Origin of the sequence: Limosilactobacillus sp. (genome assembly GCF_041859915.1) — a bacterium.
Classification (GTDB): domain Bacteria; phylum Bacillota; class Bacilli; order Lactobacillales; family Lactobacillaceae; genus Limosilactobacillus.
This window is the reverse complement of sequence record NZ_JBFLGB010000023.1, coordinates 1-23,706: the sequence shown is the minus strand read 5'-3', so window position 1 is coordinate 23,706 and position 23,706 is coordinate 1. Positions and strand designations below refer to the sequence as shown.

Genomic DNA, 23,706 nt, shown 5'->3' with positions numbered 1-23,706 from the left:
AACGTCTTCTGATTCAGGTAAACAGGCAATACAATTACCACAGACGGGGCACCATGAGAGTCTTAGTACAATTCTTTTAGGATTAGCCACCGGAATGATAGCAGCAATATTGCCAATTAAAAAATGGCGATAATAGTGATAGAAATGTTTGCTTATTTCTCCAATTATGTAAAAATTGTAATTTGATATTATTAAAGATGCTCATCAGGCTGAGCAAAGCAGGTTTCATTAAGAATGCGACTTCTATTGAAATGGTAGAACTAGTTATTGAAAAATGCTAAAAAGTTTAAAATTTTCTTGCATTTTTAATTTTCTCATTGTATTCTAATAACAGTGAAGCAAAAAATTGGAGGAATTTATTATGCAATTGTTAAATCAAGTGATTATTCATCAACTAACCTCCACCTCAACCACAACAACAAATTATGTGGTTGAGTACCTTTAATACTTTATAACATGACGTTATCTAATAGCTATCCAAAGCGTCTCAACCATTAATTATTAGTACTGGTTGACGGTCGCATTGGGTAGCCTTTTTCGTATTAAGAAATGGGGTTACTATTGAGATGGATGATCAAAGAAAAGTAAAATTAAGACGGACGATGACTCCCGGACAAATGGAAATGATTGCCATTGGAGGAACAATCGGGAGTGGGCTCTTTATGGGGGCTACTTCAACAATTAAGTGGACAGGGCCATCTGTCCTATTAGCTTATGCCTTCGTTGGTTTGGTTTTATATGGTGTCATGCGTGCTCTGGGCGAAATGATTTATATTAGCCCGGGAACCGGATCATTTGCCGATTACGGTTCAAAATATATTCATCCAATTGCCGGTTACTTAACTAAGTGGAGTAATGTTTTTCAATTCATTATTGTTGGGATTTCCGATATTATTGCGATGAGCCAATACCTAAATTACTGGTGGCCGAATCTTCCGGACTGGATTTCTGGAGTAGTAATGATCACAATCTTAACCTTAGCCAATTTAGCATCAGCAAAGTCGTATGGTCGACTAGAATTTTGGTTTGCGATGATTAAAGTGGTTACAATTATTGCGATGATCATCTTAGGACTATTAGTAATTGTTCTTGGATTAGGTAACCACTGGCATCCCGTTGGTATTTCTAACCTTTGGACTCATGGTGGTTTCTTTACCGGTGGCTTTATGGGCTTTATGTTTTCGTTATCTGTAATTGCTGGTTCTTATCAAGGAATCGAACTATTAGGAATTACGGCTGGTGAAGCTGCTTCTCCTCGACATGCAATTATCAAATCCGTAAAGTCCGTTATTTGGCGGATCCTGATTTTTTACATTGGTGCGATCTTTGTTATTGTTTCTATTTATCCATGGAACCAACTTAAGGCGGTGGGATCACCATTCGTTGAAACTTTTACTAAGGTAGGAATTACTGGTGCAGCTGGGATCATTAATTTTGTGGTTTTAACGGCAGCCCTTTCTGGTGCTAATTCCGGTATTTACAGTGCTAGTCGGATGCTTTTTAAACTGTCTGTTGATGGAGAAGTGCCAAAGGTATTCTCTAAGCTTTCCAAACGGGTTGTACCAAATGTGGCGATCCTTACGATTGCCTTTTGGATCTTCCTAGGCTTCGTGGTTAATATGCTAGTCAACGCCTTCAGTGCTGGTGCTAAGAATATTTTCGTAATTGTCTATAGTTCCAGTGTTTTGCCCGGAATGGTTCCGTGGTTTGTAATTTTGCTATCTGAATTGAATTTCCGTAAACGCAATCCTGAACAATTGAAAAATCATCCCTTTAAAATGCCATTCTATCCAGCATATAATTACTTTAGTTTAGCTGCTCTAACTATTATCTTAATCTTTATGTTCTTTAATCCCGATACCCGGGTTTCCGTTTCGGCAGGGGTAGTTTTTCTGGTAATCATGAGCTTAATTTATAAATTCCATACTGCTAAAAAGATTAACCAATAAAATATAAAATCGTCCGAAATAATATTCGGGCGATTTCTTGTTATTTCTGATCATTTGTTCGCCTAGATATAGTAAAATAAAAGTGGAATTTATTTTAAAGAGGAGAAAATCAATGTTTCAACGAAAACATCAATTATGGCGGATTATTTTAATGTTGATAGTTGTCTTAGGAATCGGTGGTGCTTTACAAAAGCCTGCTGATGGGAAAGCAATTTTAAGACCAGGAGTTGTCCAACGTTTATTAAGCTGGGGCCGAAATAATAGCTATCAGCAAGGGCAACAACAATTACCACCAACTAAGCAGCAAGCAATGGTTGTCTTAACACCGGCTGTTCGTCAACAATTAGGTACTAACATTACTTGGAATGGTCATGGTGCTTTTATTATTAACAACAATCGATCGGGATTAAATGCTAATGTTGCTAGTGCTCCTTACGCGGTTAATCATGTAGATAGCCAAGGACGTGCTTGGCAAGGAGATGCTTGGCTAAATAGGACGACCCGTCAATACCAAAATCGTACTGCGACCGGTAATGGTGCTACCGGCTGGAAACCTGCAGGATTTTTACAGGCTTATAATCTTACTGGTGGTTATAGTCACGCTTATGATCGTGGACACTTATTAGGCTATGCACTAGTGGGTGGCATTCGAGGATTTAATGCTTCTGAATCGAACCCTCGAAACATTGCTACTCAAACCGCTTGGGCCAATGAAGCACGTAGTAGTATGTCGACCGGTCAGAATTATTATGAAGGGATTGTTCGTAAGGCTCTAGACCAGGGTAAGCAAGTTCGCTATCGAGTAACGGATATTTATAGCGGTAGCAGTGTCGTTCCCGCGGGTGCTCATATTCAAGCGCAGTCAAAAGATGGTAGCGTCAATTTTAACGTTTTTGTTCCGAATGTGCAGCGTAATATTGATATTAATTATGCGACTGGTGCAGTTAAACAAAGATAATAGATAAATTATGACGATCAGAATTTAATTTCTGATTGTTTTTAATTTATTTTAATAACTAGAATTTATTTACTTTAACTAAACCACCAAAAACAAAACCACGACACTTGAAAAACAAAAACAAATCAACGAAAATAATGATAGACACCCTAAAAAACAAAGGATACTATTTATGACTAACGATCCATATTTAAATAAAATTCATATTGTTTTTAATGGCCAAAAAACGCCACCAATGAAAATTAGTCAACTTTTCGATGCACATAGATTTAATCGTTTAACCGCAATCACCGGAAAGGTAACGGCTGATTTTATTAATGATTATTTGAGTAAATTCATTCAAGTTGAAATTGCTCTTCGGACTCCAAAAAATGAAATAGCTAAGTCAGCTGAAGAGGTTATTACTAAAGAGGCCTTAACCACAGCTCTATTGGCAGTTGCTAATAAGCAGCCAGCTAAACTGTTTGAAGGGCTGAGTAGTACTAATCAGGCTAACGCGTTAAATGGGCTTTTCACAGTTGAAATTTCCCCCGTTCAGGCATTACACTCTCAATTTTACTTGCTTAGTAACTCTACTACCCATGACACACGAGTAATTCTTGGGAGTTTTGATCTTGACAAAGATTCTTTTAACGATAAGCGTAACCAGTTTGAAGAAATCTTAGTATTTGACAATAATATTAGGCTTTTTCAGAATCTCAATGAGCATTTCAAAGCAGATATTAAACCTGTTTTACGGCCATATTTTACAGATAATCTTTTGAAAGCCGCTCAGACACAACTTGATGAGGGAGCTAAGGACAAGCAAACACCACAACGGGATCAGGTTGTGATCCTCGATAACGAAACCACTGATAGGATTGCGGCAGCAGATATGACTGACATTATTAGTCACGATGTGCAAAAACAGATGGATAATAAGTTAATTCCATCCACCACCACTAATGCTATGCGTAATGTTACGATTAATCGTTCGCAAGATAAGGAAGCAATTGCGCGTAATGTTAAGCAGCATGATACAATTTATACCCTACAGAAGGGGTCAGTGTCACCGCGAGCAGCTAAACCCAAGATTAAAACACGAGAAAAAATTTACCAACAGGTTCAACATGCTCTGATTAGTGGTATGACGCCTCAGCAACGAAAAGCCGAGAAAAAATATACTACTTTTCTATATGATCGACCAATGGAACGTAATCTTATTAATAATAATAGTGGGTTATACGTTCCTAATGATGCCGGAACCCACCCAATCCCGTTTGGTAAATTAGCAACGATTAGCCAAATTCGTGACGGCCTTAATAGTATTGATGCGGTCCTTAATGGTTACCGTAAGTACGTAGTTGACTATACTGATGATTACGGGAAACGTTTTTATGAAGCCATTCTTTACAGCTTTACGGCGCCATTTTTGTGGGAGATTCGTCAAAAAGCTAGTCTTAATCCCGAGGATGGTAATGATGTTCCTAATTTCTTAGTTCTAGGTGCAACTGCTGGTTCTGGTAAGTCCACACTTTTGCGGATTATTAATCAATTAACGTGGGGGACAGATCGCTCCTTAATCGATTTTGGGACGATTTACCCGACAGACACGCCTCAGAAGAAAACGAAGACGGTAGAAGCAATCGAACATTATATGAAGCAAGGTAGTTCCTATCCCGTATTGCTAGACGAAATTGAACCGTACTTTTTCCAACAGGATCAATATAGTCGGCACCTGGTAGTTGATACGATGAATGAGCTTATTAATAATCCACACCCAATCGCACCGTTAATTGGGACGACTAACTATGATTCTGGATTTACCATGTTACGGGAAACCGCTCGGCGAACCTATTATCTACAAATGGATAAAGTTATTGATGACCGGCAAAAGGGTGAAGCAAATAAATATATTTATAATGTTCGTCAAACCCTAAATAATACGCTTTTTAAGGATTTCGTAATGCGGATGGCCGGTTTACTGGAAGATGATGAAACACCATGGCGAGACTTTAATACTAAAAGCGGGCAGCTCGATTTTCTTTCTAATACTCGTAAAATCTTCCGTGAGTATTACAAACAGGCTGGAATTAAAATACCGCCATACTTTGCTGATGAGATTTGCGATGATTTCAAAGAAAGTTCACGGAATAGTTGGGCAAAGCTCTACGTAACTCAAGCTGACGACTTTAAATATCGGGCAGCTGACGACAGTTTACTATTTGATATTTCAAAGCTTAATACCTTTAATGGCTTTTCTGCTGACAGCATTGAAAGGTATCGAAATGCTTTACCAATTGAACTTTGCGTTGATGGTATTAATGGTAAACGAGGCAAATTCGTTGAAATTAAAGCACCGGCATTTTTCCGGTGGATTGGGGAACGTAACCCTTATGCTAAGCATACTGATCAATCTCAGCCAACGACAATAGTATCAGATCAATCAACGTCATCACCTACTACTAACAATAATAAATCCGTTAAAAAGAAGGGCTTTTGGGCTCGATTATTTGGTTAAACTAAAAACGGTAAGGGGAGAATCTCCTTATCGTTTTTAATTTAGTTAAATTTGCGCGATAATAAAAAATAATAGTGAAATGAGGTGAGTGAATGAAGCATCTACAAAAAATTGGTAAAGTTGTTGGAAGCAGTTTAATAGGTGTCTGCCTCATTTTAGCATTAACCCAGCTCTTCTTGTTACGAGGTACCCCTGGACAAAAGTTAAAATCCAATACCTATCAAAGTAATCTAAATTACTCACGGGTGCCAACATTATTAATTCCTGGTTGGGGAGGAAATACTATCACCTACAATAAGTTAATTCAAACTTATCAACAACAAAACATAGCCCAAAAGATCATGACGGTTTGGGTATCACCAACTAACCGCATTCGAATTCGTGGAAATTGGCACGGGCAAAAAAATGCACTGATCCAGATTCTTTTTGATTGGAACTATAGTCCAACCTATCATCCCCAAGTTAACCAATTGCGACATGTTTTGACTTATCTTTATCAAGTTGAAGGCATTAAAAAAATTAATGTTGTTGCTCATTCATATGGTGGAACCGAATTTATCCATGCTTATCTAGGATCACAATGGCTTCAAGCTCATCTACGACTTCATAAATTGGTCTTCCTTGGAGTGCCTGTTGAAGAAAGTTTGCCGGATCGTTTACGTTACCATTATTTATTAATCCATCATTCGACCGATAAGAATTTTCAGCAGTTACAAAGTGAAATGCAAAAATGGCAACTGAATTATTCGATTAATATCTATAACCTCATGGGATCTAAAGAGGGAAGTAAAATAACTGACGGTGCTGTTCCACATATTCAGTCAGAAATGATCCAAGCACTGATTCGTTCACATCCAATGATTAGATATCACCAGAAAACGTATCAAAATACTACCCACAGTCAATTGCACAATCGACAAATAATTTTACAGAAGATTGAGCAACTGCTGTGGGGAAAGGAGTAGGATAAATGCAAAAAGAACATGGACAAGTAACTGGATTAATTTGGCGTGGCCCGCAGGATTTAGCTACTTATCAGCGATTAAAGGTATACGCTAATCAACACCAATTAACAGTGTCTGCGGCTGCTAAAAAGCTAATTGCTATTGCTTTACAAAATGTATAAGTTTAATATTTTGAATGTTATTATCATATTTGGCTTGTATTAAGCAAGATTTTATTTTAACTTTTAACTATGCAAATACCCGTTGAATACCAGATTTTCGTCTGTATATTCAACGGGTATTTTAATTTTGACTTTTAATTGTTAGCTAAGTATTGTTGGCAAATCTTAACAATGCGTTCAGCCGCATGTCCATCTCCATAAGGATTATGTGCATTTGCCATTTGATGATACTTAACTGGGTCATTCAATAACTCTTCCATGGCATTGCGAACTCGATTATAATCCGTGCCAATGATTTTTAGAGTACCAGCAGTTACGCCTTCTGGTCGTTCTGTTGTATTTCGTAATACAAGAACCGGCTTATTCAACGATGGTGCCTCTTCTTGAACTCCACCTGAATCGGTCATAATGAAGTAACTCCGGGCAGCAAGATTATGAAAGTCCCAAACGTCAAGAGGAGCGATTAGGTGGATATTGTCAATACCATCAAAGACTTGATGAGCTAGTTTTTGGACCCGAGGACTGAGGTGAACTGGGTAAACAACATCCAATTTAGGACTATTTTCAGCAACGCTACGGACGGCTCGGAAGACTTGCTCCATTGGTATCCCTTGATTTTCTCGTCGGTGCATAGTAAGCAAAATAATGCGGTGATCATCTGGGATCCCCTTTAGAACATCGTGGTGATAATCATGACTAACAGTGTAATGCAGAGCATCGATTGCCGTATTACCGGTCACAAAGATCTGGTCGGCTGGGTGATTTTCTTTGATTAAGTTTTGCTTACTAAGGTCGGTCGGTGCAAAATACAAAGTAGTTAGATCATCCGTTAGTTGTCGATTGGCTTCTTCAGGGAATGGGGAAGCAAGATCCCAGGTTCGTAGTCCGGCTTCAACATGGCCGATTGGGATATGGTGATAAAAGGCACTTAGGCTGGCAGCCATTGTCGTGCTCGTATCCCCATGAACCAAGAGGAGAGCGGGTCGTTCCTGCTTGAGGATATTATCAAGCCCGGTTAAAATCTTAGTAGTAATCATGGTGAGGCTCTGGCCTTTATGCATGATTGACAAATCATAATCAGGTTCGATATCAAAAGCATCTAACACCTGTTGGAGCATTTCTTTATGCTGACCAGTGACTACTACTACTGGTATCAGGCCAGGTGTTACATTTAATTGTTTAACTACCGGTGCCATCTTGATAGCTTCTGGACGGGTTCCGAAGACGGTCATTATTTTTAGCATTGTTAATTCATCCCTTCTAATGCGGCAATTGTCGTCAACGTTGCATCATAATAATTAGATTTAGTTAGTGGTCTAGTAAAAATATACTTTTGGCTGTTGAAGAGGTTATCATAACCACGTCCTCGGTTGGTACTAGTAGCGTAAAAAAGTGGTGCGCTAAAGCTAGCAGATTGATAGTGGACGAGTCGATGACCATTCAACTTGTAACCAGCGGTAATGTAATATTGATTAGCAAAAAATTTCATCATTTTATTTAGGACCCGTCGTGCCCGTGGATCATTGCTGGAGGCAAGCATCATTGGCACCCGACAGGCATTAGCAGAATAATTACCGTCATTTTTGCTAGCTACGGTCCACGGCTTAACGGGACGAGCAGACTTGGTTGTTACCCAAGCAAAGTCAGGTACCAGGCCAGTATGGTGTAACTTACTAAGAGTAACGAGATGGTCAAGCATTCCATTCTTAACGGTTAACCATCGTTGGTCATGAGAAGTTTGGTAGCACTCATCGAAAAAGTCAGGAGCAACATCCGAAGTTCGCATTAAGTGATAGTACTTAGACTTGCTAGTGACCCAATTACCAACTGTTAACGAGCGTGTCTGCGGATTATATTCGTAACGAAGCATATCGGCTTCAAGCTGCCGTTCTAAATGTTGGTAATATGATGCTTGCTGAGGCCATGCATGAATAGCGTGGTGAAGACCAATGGCAATGAAAAGGTCCCCATCAGTCGCACTATTACGATTGCTGACCCATTTGCCGTGACGATTGCGATATTGACGCCATTGCATCAAGGCAATAGGTACTTGATGGTGATTACCGACTCGGTCACGGTGGGCAAGATAATAATTAAGCAAATGGTTGAAGTCTTTCTCATTCGCCCAACCCTTTTCCCCGGCACGGGCGGTAATGTATAGTCCATAGCCTTGACCTTCAGATAGGGCGACAGGACGGTGGCGGTTATTGCTGGTGTTAACGAAACTACGCTTATTGGTTTGGTGAATCACGTAAGCTTGTCGCCAGCGAATATAGGTATGATATTGAATGTTTCGTGGATTCTTGATTCTTACAACAAATAAGGTGGCAATGTAGATAACTGTGATGACACCCATCAAAATCCAAATAAATTTAGAATGTTTCATAGTATTTTTCCTTAATCGTTAAAGCGCTTAGTTTTAACCCAGACGTTCCCGTTGCGGTGGAAAAGGGTGTCTAAGGTTACCGAACAAACGGCATGGATAGAAACAATGATGAAAAGCTGAGAATAGGTAAAGTAAGAAGCTAGAGCTAGCCAAATTTGCCGAGTTGTCGCTTGACCATATTGCGTTGCCATAGCAATTGAAATTTGCAAAATATATAGGATAATCATCAACAGCCAATTTAATAAGAGCAGCTGCATGATCAAAATATTACTTTCACCAAAAGTAAAGGGAATTTCCAAGCCTGGCCAAAAGAGGCGACCGATCAGGGTAATGACGTTAGCAATAAAGATGATGTCGGATAGGACGATAGCCGCATTAAACCAGAAGAAGGTACACGAATAATAGAAGGTTTCTAATTTAACCCGCCAGTTACTGTGATCGAAAAGGTGCTTGAAGTTATGAATTACGACCTGATAGTTGCCCTTAGCCCACCGTAATCGCTGGAAATAATAATCATGCAGTCGTTCTGGCTCTTGCTGAAAGGCTTCTGAATTATAAGCTAGGGCAATCAACTTACCACTTTGCATGATCTTAAATGAAATATCGGTATCTTCGGTCAGGGCACCATTACGCCAGCCGCCGATTCTTTTAACGAATTTACGGTTAATAATAAAATTAGTTCCCGGAATCCGTCCAATCTTAAACATGGACCAAATTGCACAGTGCTGAATTCGCTGAGTGACAACAATTTCTTGGTTAATGCACCGTGTTAAGAAATTTTCGTTGGCATTGCGAGTCTTGTTACGGCCGAAAGCAGCCATGTAACGTGTTGGCTGTTCTAGGATCTTGCGGACTAAGAAATAAAGTGCATTTTGTTCTGGCATGGCATCAGCATCGTAAACTCCGATGTATTCACCATGGGCTATCTTGAGAGCATCATTTAGGACTCCTGCTTTGCCACCGGAGCCTGTTCGTTCGATAATTTTTACGTTACGGTGACGGTAGCGTGAAATATTGAGGACTTGTCTCATTTCTTGAGCGGTTTGATCCGCACAGTTGTCCGCAAATAACAGTAATTCAACTTTATCTGCGGGATAGTTAAGGTTAAGGATTGCTTTGGTAGTCTGAGCGATGACAACTTCTTCATTATGAGCTGGGACAACAATGGTGATTAATGGATAACGAGTTAGTGGCTTAATGGCTACTAACTTAGTACTATGTTTCAGCCAAAAAACGGTCGCCCCACCAAGGGTGATAGTTGACATTAAAAGTGAAAACCAGATTGAAATTAAGGTAACAATCATCAAAACTTCTTCAACCATTAATGACTGTCCTCCTTTCGTTGACGAAAATGATCATAGCGTAACATTGTTTTTTCAACACGAGTGTAGATGATCCATTGACAAACAAAGAGTATCATTACCAAGATAAAGAAAATAATGGTGACCGCCATCGCAAGCCAAAAGAAAAAACGAACCATCAGTGTTTATCCTCCTTTAAGTATTCAACTACCAGGTCAGTTTCCATATCACGGGTGATTGGTCGCATTGCGTCATGCAATTGAGGGTATTTGGAAGCTGCTTGCTGGTCGATTCGTTTCGTACCCCATTTAAACTGCGGATTAGTTCCTAATATTGTTAGGTGACTAAGGTGATGCTTGGTAAGTTGATTACGGTAATGATAGGATTGCTTGGATAGATTATAAGAAACAATCAAAAAGGTAGCATCCCCCATGAAGAAGATTGCTTCGGAGGGTAGACGGTCCTTCTTGAGTACACCAGCAATTCTTTGAAGGACTAGATCATAAACTCGGTGGTGGAATTGTTGTAATTGCTGACTATGTGCTAGACGAATTGCAGTTAAATCGATCCAGAGCTGGCCATTGGGATCACTTTTAATAAAAGTTAGGTTCTTTTGGTAGAGCTTTTGAGCATTGTACTTAGTTAAAAGTTTGGTAAGGGGATCATAATGCTCTACATAGCTCTCAACAGCTCGGCGGTTATGATCTAACCATCCCCAAGAAGTAAGCAGATATCGACTGATCATAACTATGCTGGCACAAACGGGGAAAGCTAATAACAATGCAATTTTCAGTGGAGTAGAGATTACAATGTATCCCAAAAGAAGAATTGCACTACCAATGGTGGTGAGCCCAATAATTAACCAGGTTACTAAGATGTTAGGAATAAGTGTTCCTGCGGCTAAACCAAGAATAATCATTACCAGCATGGCATTCGTAACGATATTGGAATATTGACTAGCCCACCACATCAGGAGAGCAATTAATGTCCCCATAGCAAAAAGGGTCAGTAAACCGGTTTCAATCAAATGGCGATGTTTCAAAACTAAATACTCCCTTTATAATGATATTTTATTTACTAAGACAAATTATTATACCCCAATTTTGGTAAAATAAAAAAGGTGAATGATATTCAAAGAATAATTTATTTTGGAAGGTTTAAGAATTAGTTTTTAAATGTTCTAAAGCTTATTGATATCATTCTTACTAAATTCATAATTTTGGAGGATATTATGCAAAAGACAAAAACCGTTTATTTCTGCGCAGGTTGGTTTACAGATAAGCAAAATCGGGCTTATCGGCAGGCTATGCAAGCAATTAAGGATAATCCTACGATTGATGTTGAAAATTCCTATATCCCATTGCAACATCAATATAAAGGTCTCCGGGTTGATGAACATCCAGAATTACTTCAGGATCGGGAATGGGCAACCGCAACTTATAATGGCGATCGGGTTGGCATTTCAACATCAGATATGTTACTAGCCATCTATGTTCCGGAAGAGGAAGATGTTGGTATGGGGGTTGAATTAGGGATGGCCAGTTCTCTTGGTAAATATATTATGGTGGTTGTTCCGGATGAAGATTTTGGAAAGTCCATCAATCTTATGAGCTGGGGCATTGCGGACAATTTTATTAAATTATCCGAACTTGCTAAATATAATTTCAATCGCCCTGGTTTTGACTTTTATAATGGTGGAGTTTATTGATAGCTAAAAATGGCGTCTTTTGGCATATGTCAAAAGACGCCATTATAGGTACTTAACTGTGTAGCCCAGTCAATACTCATCATAATAATGGCTAGGAATGCTATCATTAACAGTAACTTTTCGAATGGGCCACCTACTCGATAAGAGAATATTAAGGCTGAATGATAACGGTGATGACTAAAAGGGGCCAACCAGCGGACACCATATTCGCTAAAGCTATCTTCTAAAACATGCAAAATATAACCACTAATTAAACCTAACCAGAAAAAGAACCAGCACCATTGATGTAATGTAGGACCTGGTATAAGTGGCGCAATAGAATTTAGTATAAGGTAGCTTAATGCCGAAAATATTAACCAACCACAAAGACTATGAGTAATCCCACGGTGCGCAAAAAGAAAGCTCAGATTAACTAGTAAGTGGTGATTAGCATCACTATTATGTTGGTCAATGTCTGGTAAGGTAGCACCGATTCCGGTTGCTAAAAGCATTACTAGACTGGGTAGTGGATGAACAAATAATTGATGAGTTACTAAAAGTTCTCCTTGGACAATAGCAATACTACAAACCTGATGGGATCTAGTTAGCATATTATTTTCCTCTTTTAGTTTACATAATATCAGTGCATCAAATGATAAAGCATTTCAATTTCTCTTAAAAGGCCATTATGATTATTATCAAATTTAGTTACTCGGTCCGCAATTGTTAGCAGGTCTGGTGTTGCGTTTTGCATTGCGTAGCCACAACCAGCTGCTGCAATCATTTCTTGGTCATTAGAAGTATCGCCAAAGGCGACAAGGTCAGCCATGGTTCCACCACGAGATTTAATCAATTGGCAGAGGCCGTCAGCCTTGTTGACACCCGCAGGTAAAATATCAATTCCCCAGGCACCGCTGTAGGTTGCATGAATAGTCGGAAATCGCTGATTAAGCTTAGCAACTAATTGGTGAATCCAAGTAAGGGCGGGGTGATGGTAGGACCAACTAATATTGAGATTATAAATAGGCTCGTTTACAGTTGATAAATGTGTAAAATAAGTATGGTGTGGATAATAAGGAACTGCTACGTGACGGTAACGTTGGGCAATAAACGTTTGATTAGCTCCAGAAAGAGAAAGTAAATCTGGTTGTGGGACAATAGTAGCTATAAATTCTAAAAGGTCCACAATGGTTTCCTTATGGTGAGGTTGACTCAAAATCTCGTGACCATTAACAATGATTCGGCCACCATTTTCGGCAACGAAGTTAGTTACGGTGGGGCAAGAACGAAAAATGCTTTGTAAGGCATCATAACTGTTGCCACTAGCGACAATTAGCATTACTCCTTGACCAGTTAATTGCTGGATATCGTCATTAAGTCGGCTAACAGCAAAGCGATCGTGATCGTCAAGCAAGGTGCCGTCAACATCAATAGCAAGATATCGCCACTTAGGCACGGATGATCATTCCTTTCTTAAATTTTTTCTACCTATTGCATTAGCCCTTAAGCAAAAGAAAATAGTAGTATTTTAATTATAACTTAAACTTAAAAGCATCAAAATTACATTGGAATCATTAAGAAAAAGCTGCTAGCTACACTGATGTAACAGTGTAACTAGCAGTTCATATGCTTATAATATTTTTATGCGCCCCCCGGGAATCGAACCCGGATCATGAGGACCGAAATCTCATGTGCTATCCTTTACACTAAGGGCGCCGTACAATTACTATTATAGTCTTCTTAATTTAAAATGGTAGTGGAAAATAAAAAATCCCTATAAAATATTATGTAAACTAGCCTTGCATAAGTAAATATTGATTGAGATTCTGGAAACTAATTAATGATATGAACTACTTTTTTATTTAATTATTAGTCAATTTAAAAATTGCCGCTCAGACAAAATGAAATTGATTTAGACGGGTAGTTGATCGTCTTATTTTCTCTGAGAGTTAATTTTGAAATTAGCACTAATTATTACAGATAAAGGAGCTAAAATAGGTGTTATTTGTAATAAATAACACTTTTAAAATACTGATATAACAGCCAATCTAAATTAGTAAAAAACTATCGGTGTTATTTATATAATATTATTAAAAATAACACTTAAGGATTTAATAGGTAAATATGCCTCAATTAACAGTAAATAGACATGCTAATTCTAAATTAAATTGTTTAATACTAGCATAAGATATTATGTAAACTAAAAAATGATTCCCCACCTCAAACAGAGAATCATTTACTTTACTTCAATAGCTTTTTTAACTCAAATGCTACACCATCTTCTTGGTTTGATCGAGTAATGATTTTAGCTGCTTTTTTAACTTCTGGTAGAGCATTCCCCATTGCAACCGAACTGCCAATCGCATTTAAAAGAGGTAGGTCATTTTCACCATCGCCGAAAGCCATCATTTCATCTTTAATAAGATTTTCTTTTTGCTGAATAAAGCGAACACCAGCATCTTTGGTCGCCGCGCGGGTAGTGATTTCGTAATAATCAGCACCAGTAGATTTAGCAATTACATTAGTAAGGCCAAGTCTAGTAACTGCTTTCGCAATCTGTGCCTTTTGAGCATGATTGAATTCAATGATCATTATTTTATAGATATCTTCTTGGTAATTAGGGGACATAACCACCTGTGGCATAGTACCGTTAACTTGATGCTCAAATTTGACGCCGGCATCGAGTTTAAAGGTAAACCAAGTATTTTGATTATACCAACTCAATGATGTTTCAGGAAATTGGGTGTGAATCAAATTAATAATAGCTCGAGCATTAGTAGGCAAAATTGGTTTGCGGTTAAGATATTTAATGTGTTCAGCGGCTTTTTCAAAAATTAAACCGCCATTAAAGGCAATTTGTGGACCCTTTAATTTTAGTTGATTGATTACAGCTAGCATTTCTTGCGGGGCTCGTGCTGAAACACAAGTAAACGGAATAGTAAGTTGCTGAATAGTAGCAATGGTTGCTGGAGTTAATTTACTCTTTTCATTTAAAAGAGTATGGTCCATGTCAGAAAAGATATGTTTAATCATAATAATTGTCCTTTCTTTCATTCATAATAAGACTGATTAAATTATTATCTGGTGGTATTGGTATGTATACTAGCTAGTTGACATAATAAATTACCAGGTGACTGATAACACGGCTATTTGTTGTTTTGCCAAATCCGATAATAATGACGGGGAGCAGTAGCAAAGGGGCGCTTATAATGACCGCTAATTTTTAACGTCCCGTTATCCATAGAACGTTGGCTTTCATCATCGGTCTCACCTAATGACTCAACTGGAACTAAAACGCGCATTTGAGGATCACTAACTGAAGAACCATCTTGATAATTAATTTTAGTTCCTGGTTCAATATTATATAGGTAGACATTAAAATTGAGGCTTCCATCAGTTGAAATAGCTTGTAAATTAATTCCACGCGCCATTTGTTCACTGCCGCGGAAAATGGGAGTTGCTTGATAAACTACATGCTTTCCTTGTTCAATTGTATGACGAACTCGAGTCTCATAAATGATTTGTAGCATTTGGTTAGTAAAATCCGTTTCAGTAAAAAGATTTCGTGGATTATCCTGGTCACCAACCGCACTAGTATGGTATTGACCAGTATGCGCATTGATACCTCCTGTTAAAGAATAGGCTAATAAATGACCACGATTATAAATAAGGTTACCATTTCGATTATCATGCCATCCCGTTGGCTGAGTAATTTGGTTAATACGTAGACTGGTATCGGCATGGTTTCGCCAATTTAAAAACGCAGTATTAGAACCAGAAGTACGCCGGCGCGAATCTAATTGTTGATAAATAACTTTATTAGTTCGCCAAGACTTAGGGTTTAAGGTTGAACGCCCATGATTAACCTGAACGATTGGATTAGCACCGGATTGGTAATTAAGTTTGGCAAGCTGCTGGTATTGCTGAGGTGTTAATCCACCAATTACTTGGGCAGGGCGATGGTCACGTCGTGCAAAGTGAAGATGTGCTATTTGTTCTTGGTGAAAATCATGATAAGCAGCGCAAGTTGAACCGATTAATAAACCAATCACCATTAAAAGAATAAACTTAAGAATATAGCTTGCTCTTTGCAGAAGAAAGGACCTTCTTTCGTTGACTAATTAATGGTTATATTTTAGTTGACTCAGTGCGGGGATCAAGTTTGAGCTTCAAAGATGTGTTATTATAATCTAAATAACATATAGTTAAGGGAAGAAATAAAATGCGACAAGTAGTATTACCTATCAAAGATTCTAATGTTTTAGCAGAAGTTCAAGATACTTTACTACATAATTTTAAAGCTGGTCGACGTAATTATACTATTTTTCAAGTTGGTAAAGCCACCTTATTACGGGTTAGCGATGTATTGCGACTTAAGCAGACCGATGTTTTTGATGATTATGGTGCCATTCGTCAGCATGCCTTTATTAAGGATAAGAAGACTGGAAAGCCAAATACCCTTTACCTGCGCCCCGTAACCAACGATCTCGCTATTTATCAGCAATGGCTTAAGCGTAACCGTTATGAAAAAATTACACCTTGGCTCTTTCCATCGACTTCTCGACCGAGTAAACATATTGATGAACGACAGTTTTATAATATCATGCATAAGGTAGGGAATCTATTAAATATCAATTATCTAGGTACTCATACGATGCGTAAAACAGGTGCTTACCGGGTTTATGTTCAAAGCAATTATAATATTGGATTAGTAATGCGCTTGCTTAATCATTCTAGTGAAGCAATGACCTTAGCTTACCTAGGATTAGATCAGGTTAGTCGGGAACATATGTTAGATAAAATTGATTTTGGTTAATTTAAAAGCGACAGTGAAAATCATTTTACTGTCGCTTTTAAATTTTAATGAATAAAAACAGTTACAAAAGTTAAGACCCCGAAAATAATTCCAGGAAAATTAGCAATGATTACTGGCCAATCTTTATCGGGCTTTAACCAGCCATAAACAACCCAGAGTAAAGCATTAATTGCCGCACAAATGGGCTGAATTGGTGATACAGGATGACCAGTAAAGTTGGAAATAATTTGTTCAATATATGAAATATACATAATGAGGCAGGCAATCGTAGCAGTATTACCAACCAGCTTAACATGGAGTAAACGTTTATTAGCTTCTTTCATCTTATTAAAATGTCCTTTTCAATCAGCAGTAGTAATAACTGCTTTGTTGCTTAATTTTCAATTATTTAATATTTAAGATAGCGCAATTAGTTAGCATAATCAAGCCTGTTAAAAATATTTTTATTGTTTTAAGTTAACCGGTTAATATAATATTTTACCTGTTTCACTTGTATATGTAGTCACTATCACAAGACAATTCGCATTTAATTTTAAAACATATTTTTAGCTGCTTATTATCCCATTATTTTGCTTAATCTTTCTAATTTCTTCTATGTTAACCGGTTGACACAGAAGAAAAAATAAAGTATAGTATTAAACGTTGAAAGAGAAAAACTTCACAATTTCATTTTAAGGAGATGGCTTTTAATGGCATTTAACAAAAGCTTAGCAGGTTATTTTGACGACCTTGCTCATGTTGGAATTCCGACTGATGACATGGATAAAACAATCCGATTCTGGGAAAAGCTCGGTTTCAAGAAGCAGGGCCAGTTTGACACTGATAAGCAGGGCCATATGGTTACATTTATGAAAGCTGGTCATTTAACGTTAGAAATTTGGGACAGTGATGGCGCTGTTCATCGAACTGGTGCAATTAATCATCTTTCTTTAAATGTTGAAGATGCTGATGGTGCTTATCAAGCAGCTAAGGTTGAAGGGTTTAATGTTAAAGAAAGCCAAGTTCAACACCTCGATTATTGGAAACACGGCATTAAATTTTTCAATATTATTGGTCCTAACGATGAAACCATTGAATTTTGTGAAATTGTTAAGCATTGATTAGGAGGATCATTTTATAATGAAGGCATTAGTTTTAACAGCAAAAAAACACTTAGAAATTAAAGATTATGATCAACCAACAGTTAAGCCTAATGAAGTCTTAGTTCACACTGCCTGGGCCGGTATTTGTGGTACTGATAAGGCTCTTTACAATGGTTTACCAGGTTCTGCCAATGCCGTACCGCCAATTGTGCTCGGCCATGAAAATTCTGGCGTTGTAGCTGCTGTTGGTTCAGCTGTTCAGGATTTTAAAGTAGGTGATCGGGTCAGTGTTGACCCAAACATTTATTGTCATAAATGTTTTTACTGCCGAACTTCACGTCCAGAATTATGTGAGCACTTGGATGCCGTTGGTGTTACCCGTGACGGTGGCTTTGAAGAATTCTTTACTGCGCCTGAAGAAGTCGTTTACCACATTCCGGACAACGTTTCCCTAAAAGCCGCAGCAGTAATTGAACCAATTTCTTGTGCTGCTCATGCCGTAGATTTACTTGAATTACATCCATACCAGACTGCTTTAGTCATTGGTGATGGCTTTGAAGGCCAATTAATTGCTCAGATCTTAAAAGCCCGTGGTGTTAAAGAAGTTACTTTAGCTGGTACTTCTGACGAAAAATTAGCTAACAATCAAAAACACTTTGGTTTCAAGACTATTAATAATCTTAAGACTCCTAAGGCAATTAAAGCTGATACTTACGATATTGTGGTTGAAGCAGTTGGCTTGCCACAGACCCAAGAACAAGCTGTTGAAGCTGCTAGTCGTGGTGGTCAAGTCTTAATGTTTGGTGTTGGTAATCCTGATTCTACCTTTAAAGTTAATACCTATAAGGTTTATCAAAAACAACTAAAGATTCAGGGGACTTTTATTAATCCATATACCTTTGAAGATTCTATTGCACTTTTGCAATCTGGTGACGTTGATCCGTTACCATTAATTTCTAATATTCTTGACTTTGCTCATGTTGAAGACTTTGTCAGTGGTAAGCTAAAGGGTGTTTCTAAGGCAATCGTTAAGGTTGCTGGTGAAGAAGCCTAACAATTTATTTTTAATTCAAAAGCACGTTCCTTGTTCAAGGAAGTGTGCTTTTTTGCTATGAGTGCAATTCTTTTCGCAATAACATCACTAGATATTGAAGGCTACTATCATCGTGTTGATTAGCATAGAACATTTCTGCTTGGTTTTCGCCATTCGCCATCTTTGAAGAATAGTTAAAACGATTGCGAAGTTTAGCTGTTAAATCTTGGTAATAGTTTATCGCAGCTTCCTGATTTTCAAAAACGGTAACTTCTGGTAAGGCATCTCTAGTTTGGTCTAATTCTTGGACAACATATAAATATTTTTTCATATGACTTCACCTCAATTATGCAATTACTATAATAACCGATATGAATTCAAAAAAGGAGTTATTTCGTGGAAAAGTATAGAAGACAAGGTAAAATAACTAAAATGAGATTTATTCTTTTTGCGTTTCATTAAAACTATAATTTTAATGACAGGTTACTAAAAATTGAAAGTATTAACTATCCATGCCCTCTTGCTTATAAAAAATAAAGTCTCTGATAGTTTTCAGAGGCTTTATTGTATCAACTCATCTTAAAAAACTATGCTAATGTACGATGGCCATTTAGGAAAATAAGGAAAAAATAAACTTTTCCAACCCTTGTTTTTTCAACTATTTTTATTCTTGTCTCATCAACAAATCAATAATTTCTTTTTGGGGAATTGCACCAAAATAATCCGCCAGGTTAAGGCCGCTTAACGCTTGAGTAACAGCTGTCCGGTCATAACGGGTTCCAATCAAATGGTGTTCGAACTCATCGATTGATTTTTGGCCAAAGAAGTCACCATAGGTCTTAAGGTATTTAATCTTTCCATTTTCAATCTGCAAACGAAAGTCGATCGTTCCTTGTGGGAAGTGCTGACGGTGCTGAATAGCGGCCGCCGGAGACTTACCATAAATCCAGTCCCAATTACTGAAAATATCTGTATTAAGCTTCTTAACCGCTTGTTTGGTGTCTTCATCAAGAACGTATTCTTTGGCCTGTGTAAGGTCTGCTACACCAAGAATCTTTTTTGCCAGAGTGTCTCTGAATTGCTCAATCGTTAAATTCTGGTATTCGGGAGCAAAATAAGGCTTTAAGTTTGTAACCCGACTATGGACAGATTTGATTCCCTTGGAAGCAATTTTATCAGCTGGAACATTTAGAGCCTTACCAATCACGTTTAAATCAACGTCATACATCAAAGTCCCGTGTGAGAACATCCGTCCCTTTTCTGTTTTCATTGCGTTACCAGAAAATTTCTTGCCGTTGATTTGTAAATCATTACGGCCGGCTAATTCGGCATCCTTAGCACCCATCTCGTGAAGTGCTTCGAGAACTGGCTCGGTAAACTTACGAAAGTTGCCAATTGAATCTCCATCGTCCTTGGTGATAAAACTAAAGCTAACATTACCAAGGTCGTCATACACTGCTCCACCGCCAGAAGTCCGGCGGGTCACAATGATGTGATGCTTTTTAACATAGTCAAGGTTAATTTCTTCGTAGGCATCTTGGTAACGTCCAAGAATAATACATGGAGAATTAATGTAAAAGTACAAGATCGGTTCGTCCAATTTAGCATGTTCCATTAAATAGGTTTCCAATGCTAAATTATAACGAATGTCAGTACTATCGGTTACAAGATATTTCATCGACTATTACGCCTCTTTTTCGTCAAAATTGAATTCATCAACCAGGTGAACCTTTAAATTACCGCTACCCTTCAAAAGTTTGTCAACTGGACAACGTGTTTCGGCCTTGTCGAGGATGGCTTGGGCAGTCTGCCGGTCGACCTCAGGAATCTTAACTTGACAATCAAGCCAGAATTGAAAACCCGGATTGTCAAAGCCCATTTTAATACCGACGCGAACGACACTTGCATGTTGCAAGCCCCGGCGCTTTTCTTCAGCTTCGATTGTGGCATTGAGGCATGTTGCTAGTGCGAGGCCGACTAGCTGTTCGGGATTTGTCCCAGGATCATTGGCAACTGGATTAGCAGTCGTCACCTGCAAATCACCACCACTAATCACTTTGGCAACACCGTGAATACCATCGCAATTTTCAACAACAGTATGGTACAATACCTTATCTGACATACTGATCCTTCCCTTCCCTATTTTTACCATTAATTTTAGCAGTGGTATTTTTAATTTCCACTATTCTAGCTTGTTGATCTCGATAAAAAACAGTCGGGAATGTATTTTTCCTGTGATAATTATAGTTAAATACTTGCTCAGTGCGGCGAGCAATAAATAAAAGCTGGATTAGGTTTTTACCTATTCCAGCTTTTTTTAACGTTAATTAAAATTCTGGCTAATTTTCAAGAGGGAAGGGATAACTAATCTCATTAATGCAGTTATTTACTCAAGTGGTCGTTATTTTCTTACTGATGCTAATGGGAGCTTTAATTCGTAAGCTTGGTTTTCTCCATGCTCAATCAGTAAACGACTTGACCAATATTACTCTTTATTTTTTATCACCCTTAGTAATTATGAAGGCTTTTGAACAACCATTCTCTTCAAAAAGAATGGTTACTTTAGCTATACTAGTACTCTTAGTTTTCTTAACTTATTTTGTTTCAATAGTCATCGCTCAGTTAGCATTTACCCACGAGTCTAATCTTAATTTAAAACGGATTGCCATCTATGGAAGCATCTACTCCAATAATGGTTTTATGGGGTTCCTCTAGCAATGGCACTTTTTGGCAGCCCAGGTGTTTTTTATGCCGTTGCTTCAATGATTGGTTTTAACACTTTGTCTTGGACCCATGGAATCGGTATCTTTTAGAAAAAGCAAGTCCATTCGCGAATTGAACAAATTAAAAAGATTGTCCTTAATCCAAATATTATTGCTATTATCCTTGGCCTGATAATGTTTATCTCTTCTTATCATTTACCGAAGATGATCAACACGTTTGTTAGTGACTTCAGTGCAGCTTTTACTCCCATCTCAATGATTATAATTGGATCTAACTTAGCTAATTTGGACGTTCATACACTTAAAATACCACCAGTTCTGATAGCTAGTTTGTCCTTTCGTAATTTACTTTTCCCAGTACTAGGGATTATTATCCTTAAATTAACAGGAATTACAAGTGTACCACTTTATACGACGGTCATTCTTTCTGCTTGTCCGGTTGCCGGGTTGGTAGTTCTCTTTACACTGCAGGCTAAAGGGGATGCCCGACCGGCTACTGTTTTGATGGCTCTTTCAACTATTTTATGTCTGCTTACAATTCCACTAATTTTTGTTTTAACAAGACTGATTTAATTAAGTGTTATCAAGAAAAGCTTTCCCAAATTGATAATTGTAGTTTACGGTGAAATTCAAGTTTATTAAAATGACTTGCATTTTTAGGCAAAGTGATTAAACTAGGAAGCAATAAAAGTTAATCATACTTTTATTCTGCAATAATTAAAGTACTTTTTACTTAAACTGATAATGCTTTTATCAGAAAATTTTGGAGGAATGATAATGGTCAATACAAATCATGGATGGTTGTTTACTCAACTATTTAGTAAGTGGAAGAAATTTGAAGTAATTTATGTTACGATTTTACTCTTGTTGCAAATTGGCGTGTACTTAATTGCTCCAGATAGTTGGGTAGGGATGCTCTCCGGAGTCTTTGGTACATTGGCACTGGTCTATGGGATGAAAGGACGAAAAGTAACTTTTATCTTTGGCTTTATTCAGTGTGTCGCGATGACTTACGTTGCTTGGCAAAGTCATACTTGGGGTATCTTCGTCATGGATATCTTTTATGTTATTTCACAACCAATCGGCTGGTTCATGTGGGGTCATGATGATGCGACAAAACGCTTTTCACCACAGACACGGCGTTGGGTCTTTGCCGGGGTAGTGGTTGCTTACTTTATCGGTTGGTACTTCATTGCGATGTTCCATGGTCAGTTGCCATACTTTGACTCCTTTAACCTAGTGGTTAGTTTCATCGCCCAGTTGCTTTATATCTTAAAGTACCAGGAAAACTGGTCACTATGGATTTGGGTTAATACAGCCAACATTATTTATTGGGTTATTTTAGCCGTACGGTTTCAAATGGGGGTTCACATTGGAACATTCGGCGGTGACCTATCGCAAATTGCTCTTCAGGCGGCACTGCTGTTTAATTCCGTTTATGCAACTAAGGTTTGGGCAAGTGGTGAAGCTGATAATGAAGGTGGAACGACTAAGTAAATATGGTATAAACTAATCAATCTTATAAATGTTAAAAGACACTGTTCGAAAGCGATATCCTTACAATTTCTGTATAGATATACTGAAATTCGGCGTTCAGAACTATCATCATTCGTTTGCACCAGGGCCTTTTTGTGAGATAATTGGGATATTTATTTGTAATATTCTAGTCTGCTTTTCTAAACGATTTGTCGTAAGTAAGGATTATCAACAATTCTAAAACCGTCATTATAAATTTTTGGGAGTTCTTTTTGAAGATTAATTATTCGGTGCATCATAATCGGTTGGTTAATGTAAGACCTATAAACTTGAGGGTAGTTAAAATGTTTAAGTTCTTTTGAAGGAATCTTATTAAGTATTAGTGTTTCCTTTGTAAATGCAGTCCCTGCACTGTCTATAAAAAAATGGCCAAAATCATCGGTGGGTTTAAGAAAAATAATAAAATCGGCCATTGCAAATTGAGATCGGTGTTTAATATCGCGATAATTATCATAACTAGCTTGATGATTGTGAACTACTCGGTCATAAATGACCGAGCTTCTGGGAACACGAAGTAGTATTTAGGATCTTGCACGTGTATTCACGCTACCTAACTTACAGAACTCCGTTCTTTTACCAAGGCTAGTTCCTAGCCAACGGCTTTTAATC

At 37.9% G+C, this 23,706-nt stretch carries 24 protein-coding genes, 1 tRNA gene and 1 pseudogene; 12 read left to right on the top strand and 14 right to left on the bottom strand.

Features of this window, described 5'->3' with window-relative positions; genetic code table 11:
* Nucleotides 1-28: 28 nt before the first annotated feature.
* From ACEYV4_RS04775 to ACEYV4_RS04750, 6 genes are all read left to right on the top strand, one after another.
* The gene (locus ACEYV4_RS04775) at nt 29-133 is read left to right on the top strand and encodes an LPXTG cell wall anchor domain-containing protein (protein WP_373842265.1); all 105 of its coding nucleotides are present in this window, start codon (nt 29-31) and stop codon (nt 131-133) included.
* Between the two features lie 433 nt (nt 134-566).
* Nucleotides 567-1,949 carry an amino acid permease gene (locus tag ACEYV4_RS04770; protein WP_373842264.1) on the top strand — a complete coding sequence of 461 codons (1,383 nt, stop codon included), beginning with the start codon at nt 567-569 and terminating at the stop codon, nt 1,947-1,949.
* Nucleotides 1,950-2,061: 112 nt separating this feature from the next.
* The gene (locus ACEYV4_RS04765) at nt 2,062-2,907 is read left to right on the top strand and encodes a DNA/RNA non-specific endonuclease (protein ID WP_373842263.1); all 846 of its coding nucleotides are present in this window, start codon (nt 2,062-2,064) and stop codon (nt 2,905-2,907) included.
* Between the two features lie 172 nt (nt 2,908-3,079).
* Nucleotides 3,080-5,407, top strand: a complete 2,328-nt coding sequence (locus ACEYV4_RS04760) for an ATP-binding protein (protein ID WP_373842262.1) — start codon at nt 3,080-3,082, stop codon at nt 5,405-5,407.
* A gap of 92 nt (nt 5,408-5,499) precedes the next feature.
* A complete protein-coding gene (locus ACEYV4_RS04755; protein WP_373842261.1) occupies nt 5,500-6,372 on the top strand; it encodes an alpha/beta hydrolase in 873 nt (290 codons plus the stop codon).
* Between the two features lie 5 nt (nt 6,373-6,377).
* The gene (locus ACEYV4_RS04750; protein ID WP_373842260.1) at nt 6,378-6,533 is read left to right on the top strand and encodes a hypothetical protein; all 156 of its coding nucleotides are present in this window, start codon (nt 6,378-6,380) and stop codon (nt 6,531-6,533) included.
* 134 nt (nt 6,534-6,667) lie between these two features.
* Here ACEYV4_RS04750 and wecB read toward each other — a convergent pair whose 3' ends face one another.
* Genes wecB through ACEYV4_RS04725 form a run of 5 tightly spaced genes read right to left on the bottom strand, consistent with a single transcriptional unit; the run spans nt 6,668 to nt 11,262 of the window.
* Nucleotides 6,668-7,777 carry a non-hydrolyzing UDP-N-acetylglucosamine 2-epimerase gene (gene wecB, locus ACEYV4_RS04745; RefSeq protein ID WP_373842259.1) on the bottom strand — a complete coding sequence of 370 codons (1,110 nt, stop codon included), beginning with the start codon at nt 7,775-7,777 and terminating at the stop codon, nt 6,668-6,670.
* A gap of 2 nt (nt 7,778-7,779) precedes the next feature.
* Nucleotides 7,780-8,919 carry a glycosyl hydrolase family 8 gene (locus ACEYV4_RS04740; RefSeq protein WP_373842258.1) on the bottom strand — a complete coding sequence of 380 codons (1,140 nt, stop codon included), beginning with the start codon at nt 8,917-8,919 and terminating at the stop codon, nt 7,780-7,782.
* Nucleotides 8,920-8,930: 11 nt separating this feature from the next.
* Nucleotides 8,931-10,241 carry a glycosyltransferase gene (locus tag ACEYV4_RS04735; protein ID WP_373842257.1) on the bottom strand — a complete coding sequence of 437 codons (1,311 nt, stop codon included), beginning with the start codon at nt 10,239-10,241 and terminating at the stop codon, nt 8,931-8,933.
* Nucleotides 10,241-10,399: a hypothetical protein gene (locus ACEYV4_RS04730; RefSeq protein ID WP_373842256.1), complete on the bottom strand. Its 159-nt coding sequence runs from the start codon at nt 10,397-10,399 to the stop codon at nt 10,241-10,243. The genes ACEYV4_RS04735 and ACEYV4_RS04730 overlap by 1 nt, the downstream gene beginning before the upstream one ends.
* The gene (locus tag ACEYV4_RS04725; protein WP_373842255.1) at nt 10,399-11,262 is read right to left on the bottom strand and encodes a hypothetical protein; all 864 of its coding nucleotides are present in this window, start codon (nt 11,260-11,262) and stop codon (nt 10,399-10,401) included. Before ACEYV4_RS04725 ends, ACEYV4_RS04730 begins: the two co-directional genes overlap by 1 nt.
* A gap of 189 nt (nt 11,263-11,451) precedes the next feature.
* Between ACEYV4_RS04725 and ACEYV4_RS04720 the strand changes: the two genes are divergently transcribed.
* A complete protein-coding gene (locus ACEYV4_RS04720) occupies nt 11,452-11,928 on the top strand; it encodes a nucleoside 2-deoxyribosyltransferase (RefSeq protein WP_373842254.1) in 477 nt (158 codons plus the stop codon).
* 29 nt (nt 11,929-11,957) lie between these two features.
* Here ACEYV4_RS04720 and ACEYV4_RS04715 read toward each other — a convergent pair whose 3' ends face one another.
* The 5 genes from ACEYV4_RS04715 to ACEYV4_RS04695 form a co-directional block, all read right to left on the bottom strand.
* Nucleotides 11,958-12,518 (bottom strand): metal-dependent hydrolase, encoded by a 561-nt coding sequence (locus ACEYV4_RS04715; protein WP_373842253.1) that lies wholly within the window; start codon nt 12,516-12,518, stop codon nt 11,958-11,960.
* Nucleotides 12,519-12,547: 29 nt separating this feature from the next.
* A complete protein-coding gene (locus ACEYV4_RS04710; protein WP_373842252.1) occupies nt 12,548-13,363 on the bottom strand; it encodes an HAD-IIB family hydrolase in 816 nt (271 codons plus the stop codon).
* A 188-nt stretch (nt 13,364-13,551) separates the two neighbouring features.
* A tRNA-Arg gene (locus tag ACEYV4_RS04705) sits at nt 13,552-13,623 on the bottom strand.
* A gap of 525 nt (nt 13,624-14,148) precedes the next feature.
* Nucleotides 14,149-14,940 carry a Cof-type HAD-IIB family hydrolase gene (locus ACEYV4_RS04700; protein WP_373842251.1) on the bottom strand — a complete coding sequence of 264 codons (792 nt, stop codon included), beginning with the start codon at nt 14,938-14,940 and terminating at the stop codon, nt 14,149-14,151.
* A gap of 113 nt (nt 14,941-15,053) precedes the next feature.
* Nucleotides 15,054-15,962: a DNA/RNA non-specific endonuclease gene (locus tag ACEYV4_RS04695; protein ID WP_373842250.1), complete on the bottom strand. Its 909-nt coding sequence runs from the start codon at nt 15,960-15,962 to the stop codon at nt 15,054-15,056.
* A 167-nt stretch (nt 15,963-16,129) separates the two neighbouring features.
* Between ACEYV4_RS04695 and ACEYV4_RS04690 the strand changes: the two genes are divergently transcribed.
* Nucleotides 16,130-16,723: a site-specific integrase gene (locus tag ACEYV4_RS04690; RefSeq protein WP_373842249.1), complete on the top strand. Its 594-nt coding sequence runs from the start codon at nt 16,130-16,132 to the stop codon at nt 16,721-16,723.
* A 44-nt stretch (nt 16,724-16,767) separates the two neighbouring features.
* Here the strand turns inward: ACEYV4_RS04690 and ACEYV4_RS04685 are convergent, their stop codons facing one another.
* Entirely contained in the window at nt 16,768-17,046 is a 279-nt protein-coding gene (locus tag ACEYV4_RS04685; protein WP_373842248.1) for a SemiSWEET family transporter, read from the bottom strand.
* Nucleotides 17,047-17,412: 366 nt separating this feature from the next.
* Between ACEYV4_RS04685 and ACEYV4_RS04680 the strand changes: the two genes are divergently transcribed.
* Together ACEYV4_RS04680 and ACEYV4_RS04675 are read left to right on the top strand one after the other, a co-directional pair.
* Nucleotides 17,413-17,823: a VOC family protein gene (locus ACEYV4_RS04680; protein ID WP_373842247.1), complete on the top strand. Its 411-nt coding sequence runs from the start codon at nt 17,413-17,415 to the stop codon at nt 17,821-17,823.
* A 19-nt stretch (nt 17,824-17,842) separates the two neighbouring features.
* Nucleotides 17,843-18,859 carry a zinc-dependent alcohol dehydrogenase family protein gene (locus ACEYV4_RS04675; protein WP_373842246.1) on the top strand — a complete coding sequence of 339 codons (1,017 nt, stop codon included), beginning with the start codon at nt 17,843-17,845 and terminating at the stop codon, nt 18,857-18,859.
* 55 nt (nt 18,860-18,914) lie between these two features.
* Here the strand turns inward: ACEYV4_RS04675 and ACEYV4_RS04670 are convergent, their stop codons facing one another.
* The 3 genes from ACEYV4_RS04670 to ACEYV4_RS04660 all read right to left on the bottom strand — a co-directional run bounded on the left by ACEYV4_RS04670 (nt 18,915) and on the right by ACEYV4_RS04660 (nt 20,960).
* Nucleotides 18,915-19,169, bottom strand: coding sequence for a hypothetical protein (locus ACEYV4_RS04670; protein WP_373842245.1), 255 nt, complete (start codon nt 19,167-19,169; stop codon nt 18,915-18,917).
* Nucleotides 19,170-19,502: 333 nt separating this feature from the next.
* A complete protein-coding gene (locus tag ACEYV4_RS04665; protein WP_373842244.1) occupies nt 19,503-20,516 on the bottom strand; it encodes a lipoate--protein ligase in 1,014 nt (337 codons plus the stop codon).
* A 6-nt stretch (nt 20,517-20,522) separates the two neighbouring features.
* Nucleotides 20,523-20,960, bottom strand: a complete 438-nt coding sequence (locus tag ACEYV4_RS04660; protein ID WP_373842243.1) for an OsmC family protein — start codon at nt 20,958-20,960, stop codon at nt 20,523-20,525.
* Between the two features lie 245 nt (nt 20,961-21,205).
* Here ACEYV4_RS04660 and ACEYV4_RS04655 point away from each other — a divergent pair.
* Together ACEYV4_RS04655 and pnuC are read left to right on the top strand one after the other, a co-directional pair.
* A pseudogene (locus tag ACEYV4_RS04655) lies at nt 21,206-22,134 on the top strand (AEC family transporter).
* Nucleotides 22,135-22,338: 204 nt separating this feature from the next.
* Nucleotides 22,339-23,058 (top strand): nicotinamide riboside transporter PnuC, encoded by a 720-nt coding sequence (gene pnuC, locus ACEYV4_RS04650; RefSeq protein WP_373842242.1) that lies wholly within the window; start codon nt 22,339-22,341, stop codon nt 23,056-23,058.
* The last annotated feature ends 648 nt before the right edge of the window (nt 23,059-23,706 follow it).

Coding starts and splice junctions, on each gene's coding strand:
- ACEYV4_RS04770 (WP_373842264.1), top strand. CDS start 567: ATGGATGATCAAAGAAAAGTAAAATTAAGACGGACGATGACTCCCGGA.
- ACEYV4_RS04765 (WP_373842263.1), top strand. CDS start 2,062: ATGTTTCAACGAAAACATCAATTATGGCGGATTATTTTAATGTTGATA.
- ACEYV4_RS04760 (WP_373842262.1), top strand. CDS start 3,080: ATGACTAACGATCCATATTTAAATAAAATTCATATTGTTTTTAATGGC.
- ACEYV4_RS04755 (WP_373842261.1), top strand. CDS start 5,500: ATGAAGCATCTACAAAAAATTGGTAAAGTTGTTGGAAGCAGTTTAATA.
- ACEYV4_RS04750 (WP_373842260.1), top strand. CDS start 6,378: ATGCAAAAAGAACATGGACAAGTAACTGGATTAATTTGGCGTGGCCCG.
- wecB (WP_373842259.1), bottom strand. CDS start 7,777: ATGCTAAAAATAATGACCGTCTTCGGAACCCGTCCAGAAGCTATCAAG.
- ACEYV4_RS04740 (WP_373842258.1), bottom strand. CDS start 8,919: ATGAAACATTCTAAATTTATTTGGATTTTGATGGGTGTCATCACAGTT.
- ACEYV4_RS04735 (WP_373842257.1), bottom strand. CDS start 10,241: ATGGTTGAAGAAGTTTTGATGATTGTTACCTTAATTTCAATCTGGTTT.
- ACEYV4_RS04730 (WP_373842256.1), bottom strand. CDS start 10,399: ATGGTTCGTTTTTTCTTTTGGCTTGCGATGGCGGTCACCATTATTTTC.
- ACEYV4_RS04720 (WP_373842254.1), top strand. CDS start 11,452: ATGCAAAAGACAAAAACCGTTTATTTCTGCGCAGGTTGGTTTACAGAT.
- ACEYV4_RS04715 (WP_373842253.1), bottom strand. CDS start 12,518: ATGCTAACTAGATCCCATCAGGTTTGTAGTATTGCTATTGTCCAAGGA.
- ACEYV4_RS04700 (WP_373842251.1), bottom strand. CDS start 14,940: ATGATTAAACATATCTTTTCTGACATGGACCATACTCTTTTAAATGAA.
- ACEYV4_RS04695 (WP_373842250.1), bottom strand. CDS start 15,962: ATGGTGATTGGTTTATTAATCGGTTCAACTTGCGCTGCTTATCATGAT.
- ACEYV4_RS04690 (WP_373842249.1), top strand. CDS start 16,130: ATGCGACAAGTAGTATTACCTATCAAAGATTCTAATGTTTTAGCAGAA.
- ACEYV4_RS04685 (WP_373842248.1), bottom strand. CDS start 17,046: ATGAAAGAAGCTAATAAACGTTTACTCCATGTTAAGCTGGTTGGTAAT.
- ACEYV4_RS04680 (WP_373842247.1), top strand. CDS start 17,413: ATGGCATTTAACAAAAGCTTAGCAGGTTATTTTGACGACCTTGCTCAT.
- ACEYV4_RS04675 (WP_373842246.1), top strand. CDS start 17,843: ATGAAGGCATTAGTTTTAACAGCAAAAAAACACTTAGAAATTAAAGAT.
- ACEYV4_RS04670 (WP_373842245.1), bottom strand. CDS start 19,169: ATGAAAAAATATTTATATGTTGTCCAAGAATTAGACCAAACTAGAGAT.
- ACEYV4_RS04665 (WP_373842244.1), bottom strand. CDS start 20,516: ATGAAATATCTTGTAACCGATAGTACTGACATTCGTTATAATTTAGCA.
- ACEYV4_RS04660 (WP_373842243.1), bottom strand. CDS start 20,960: ATGTCAGATAAGGTATTGTACCATACTGTTGTTGAAAATTGCGATGGT.
- pnuC (WP_373842242.1), top strand. CDS start 22,339: ATGGTCAATACAAATCATGGATGGTTGTTTACTCAACTATTTAGTAAG.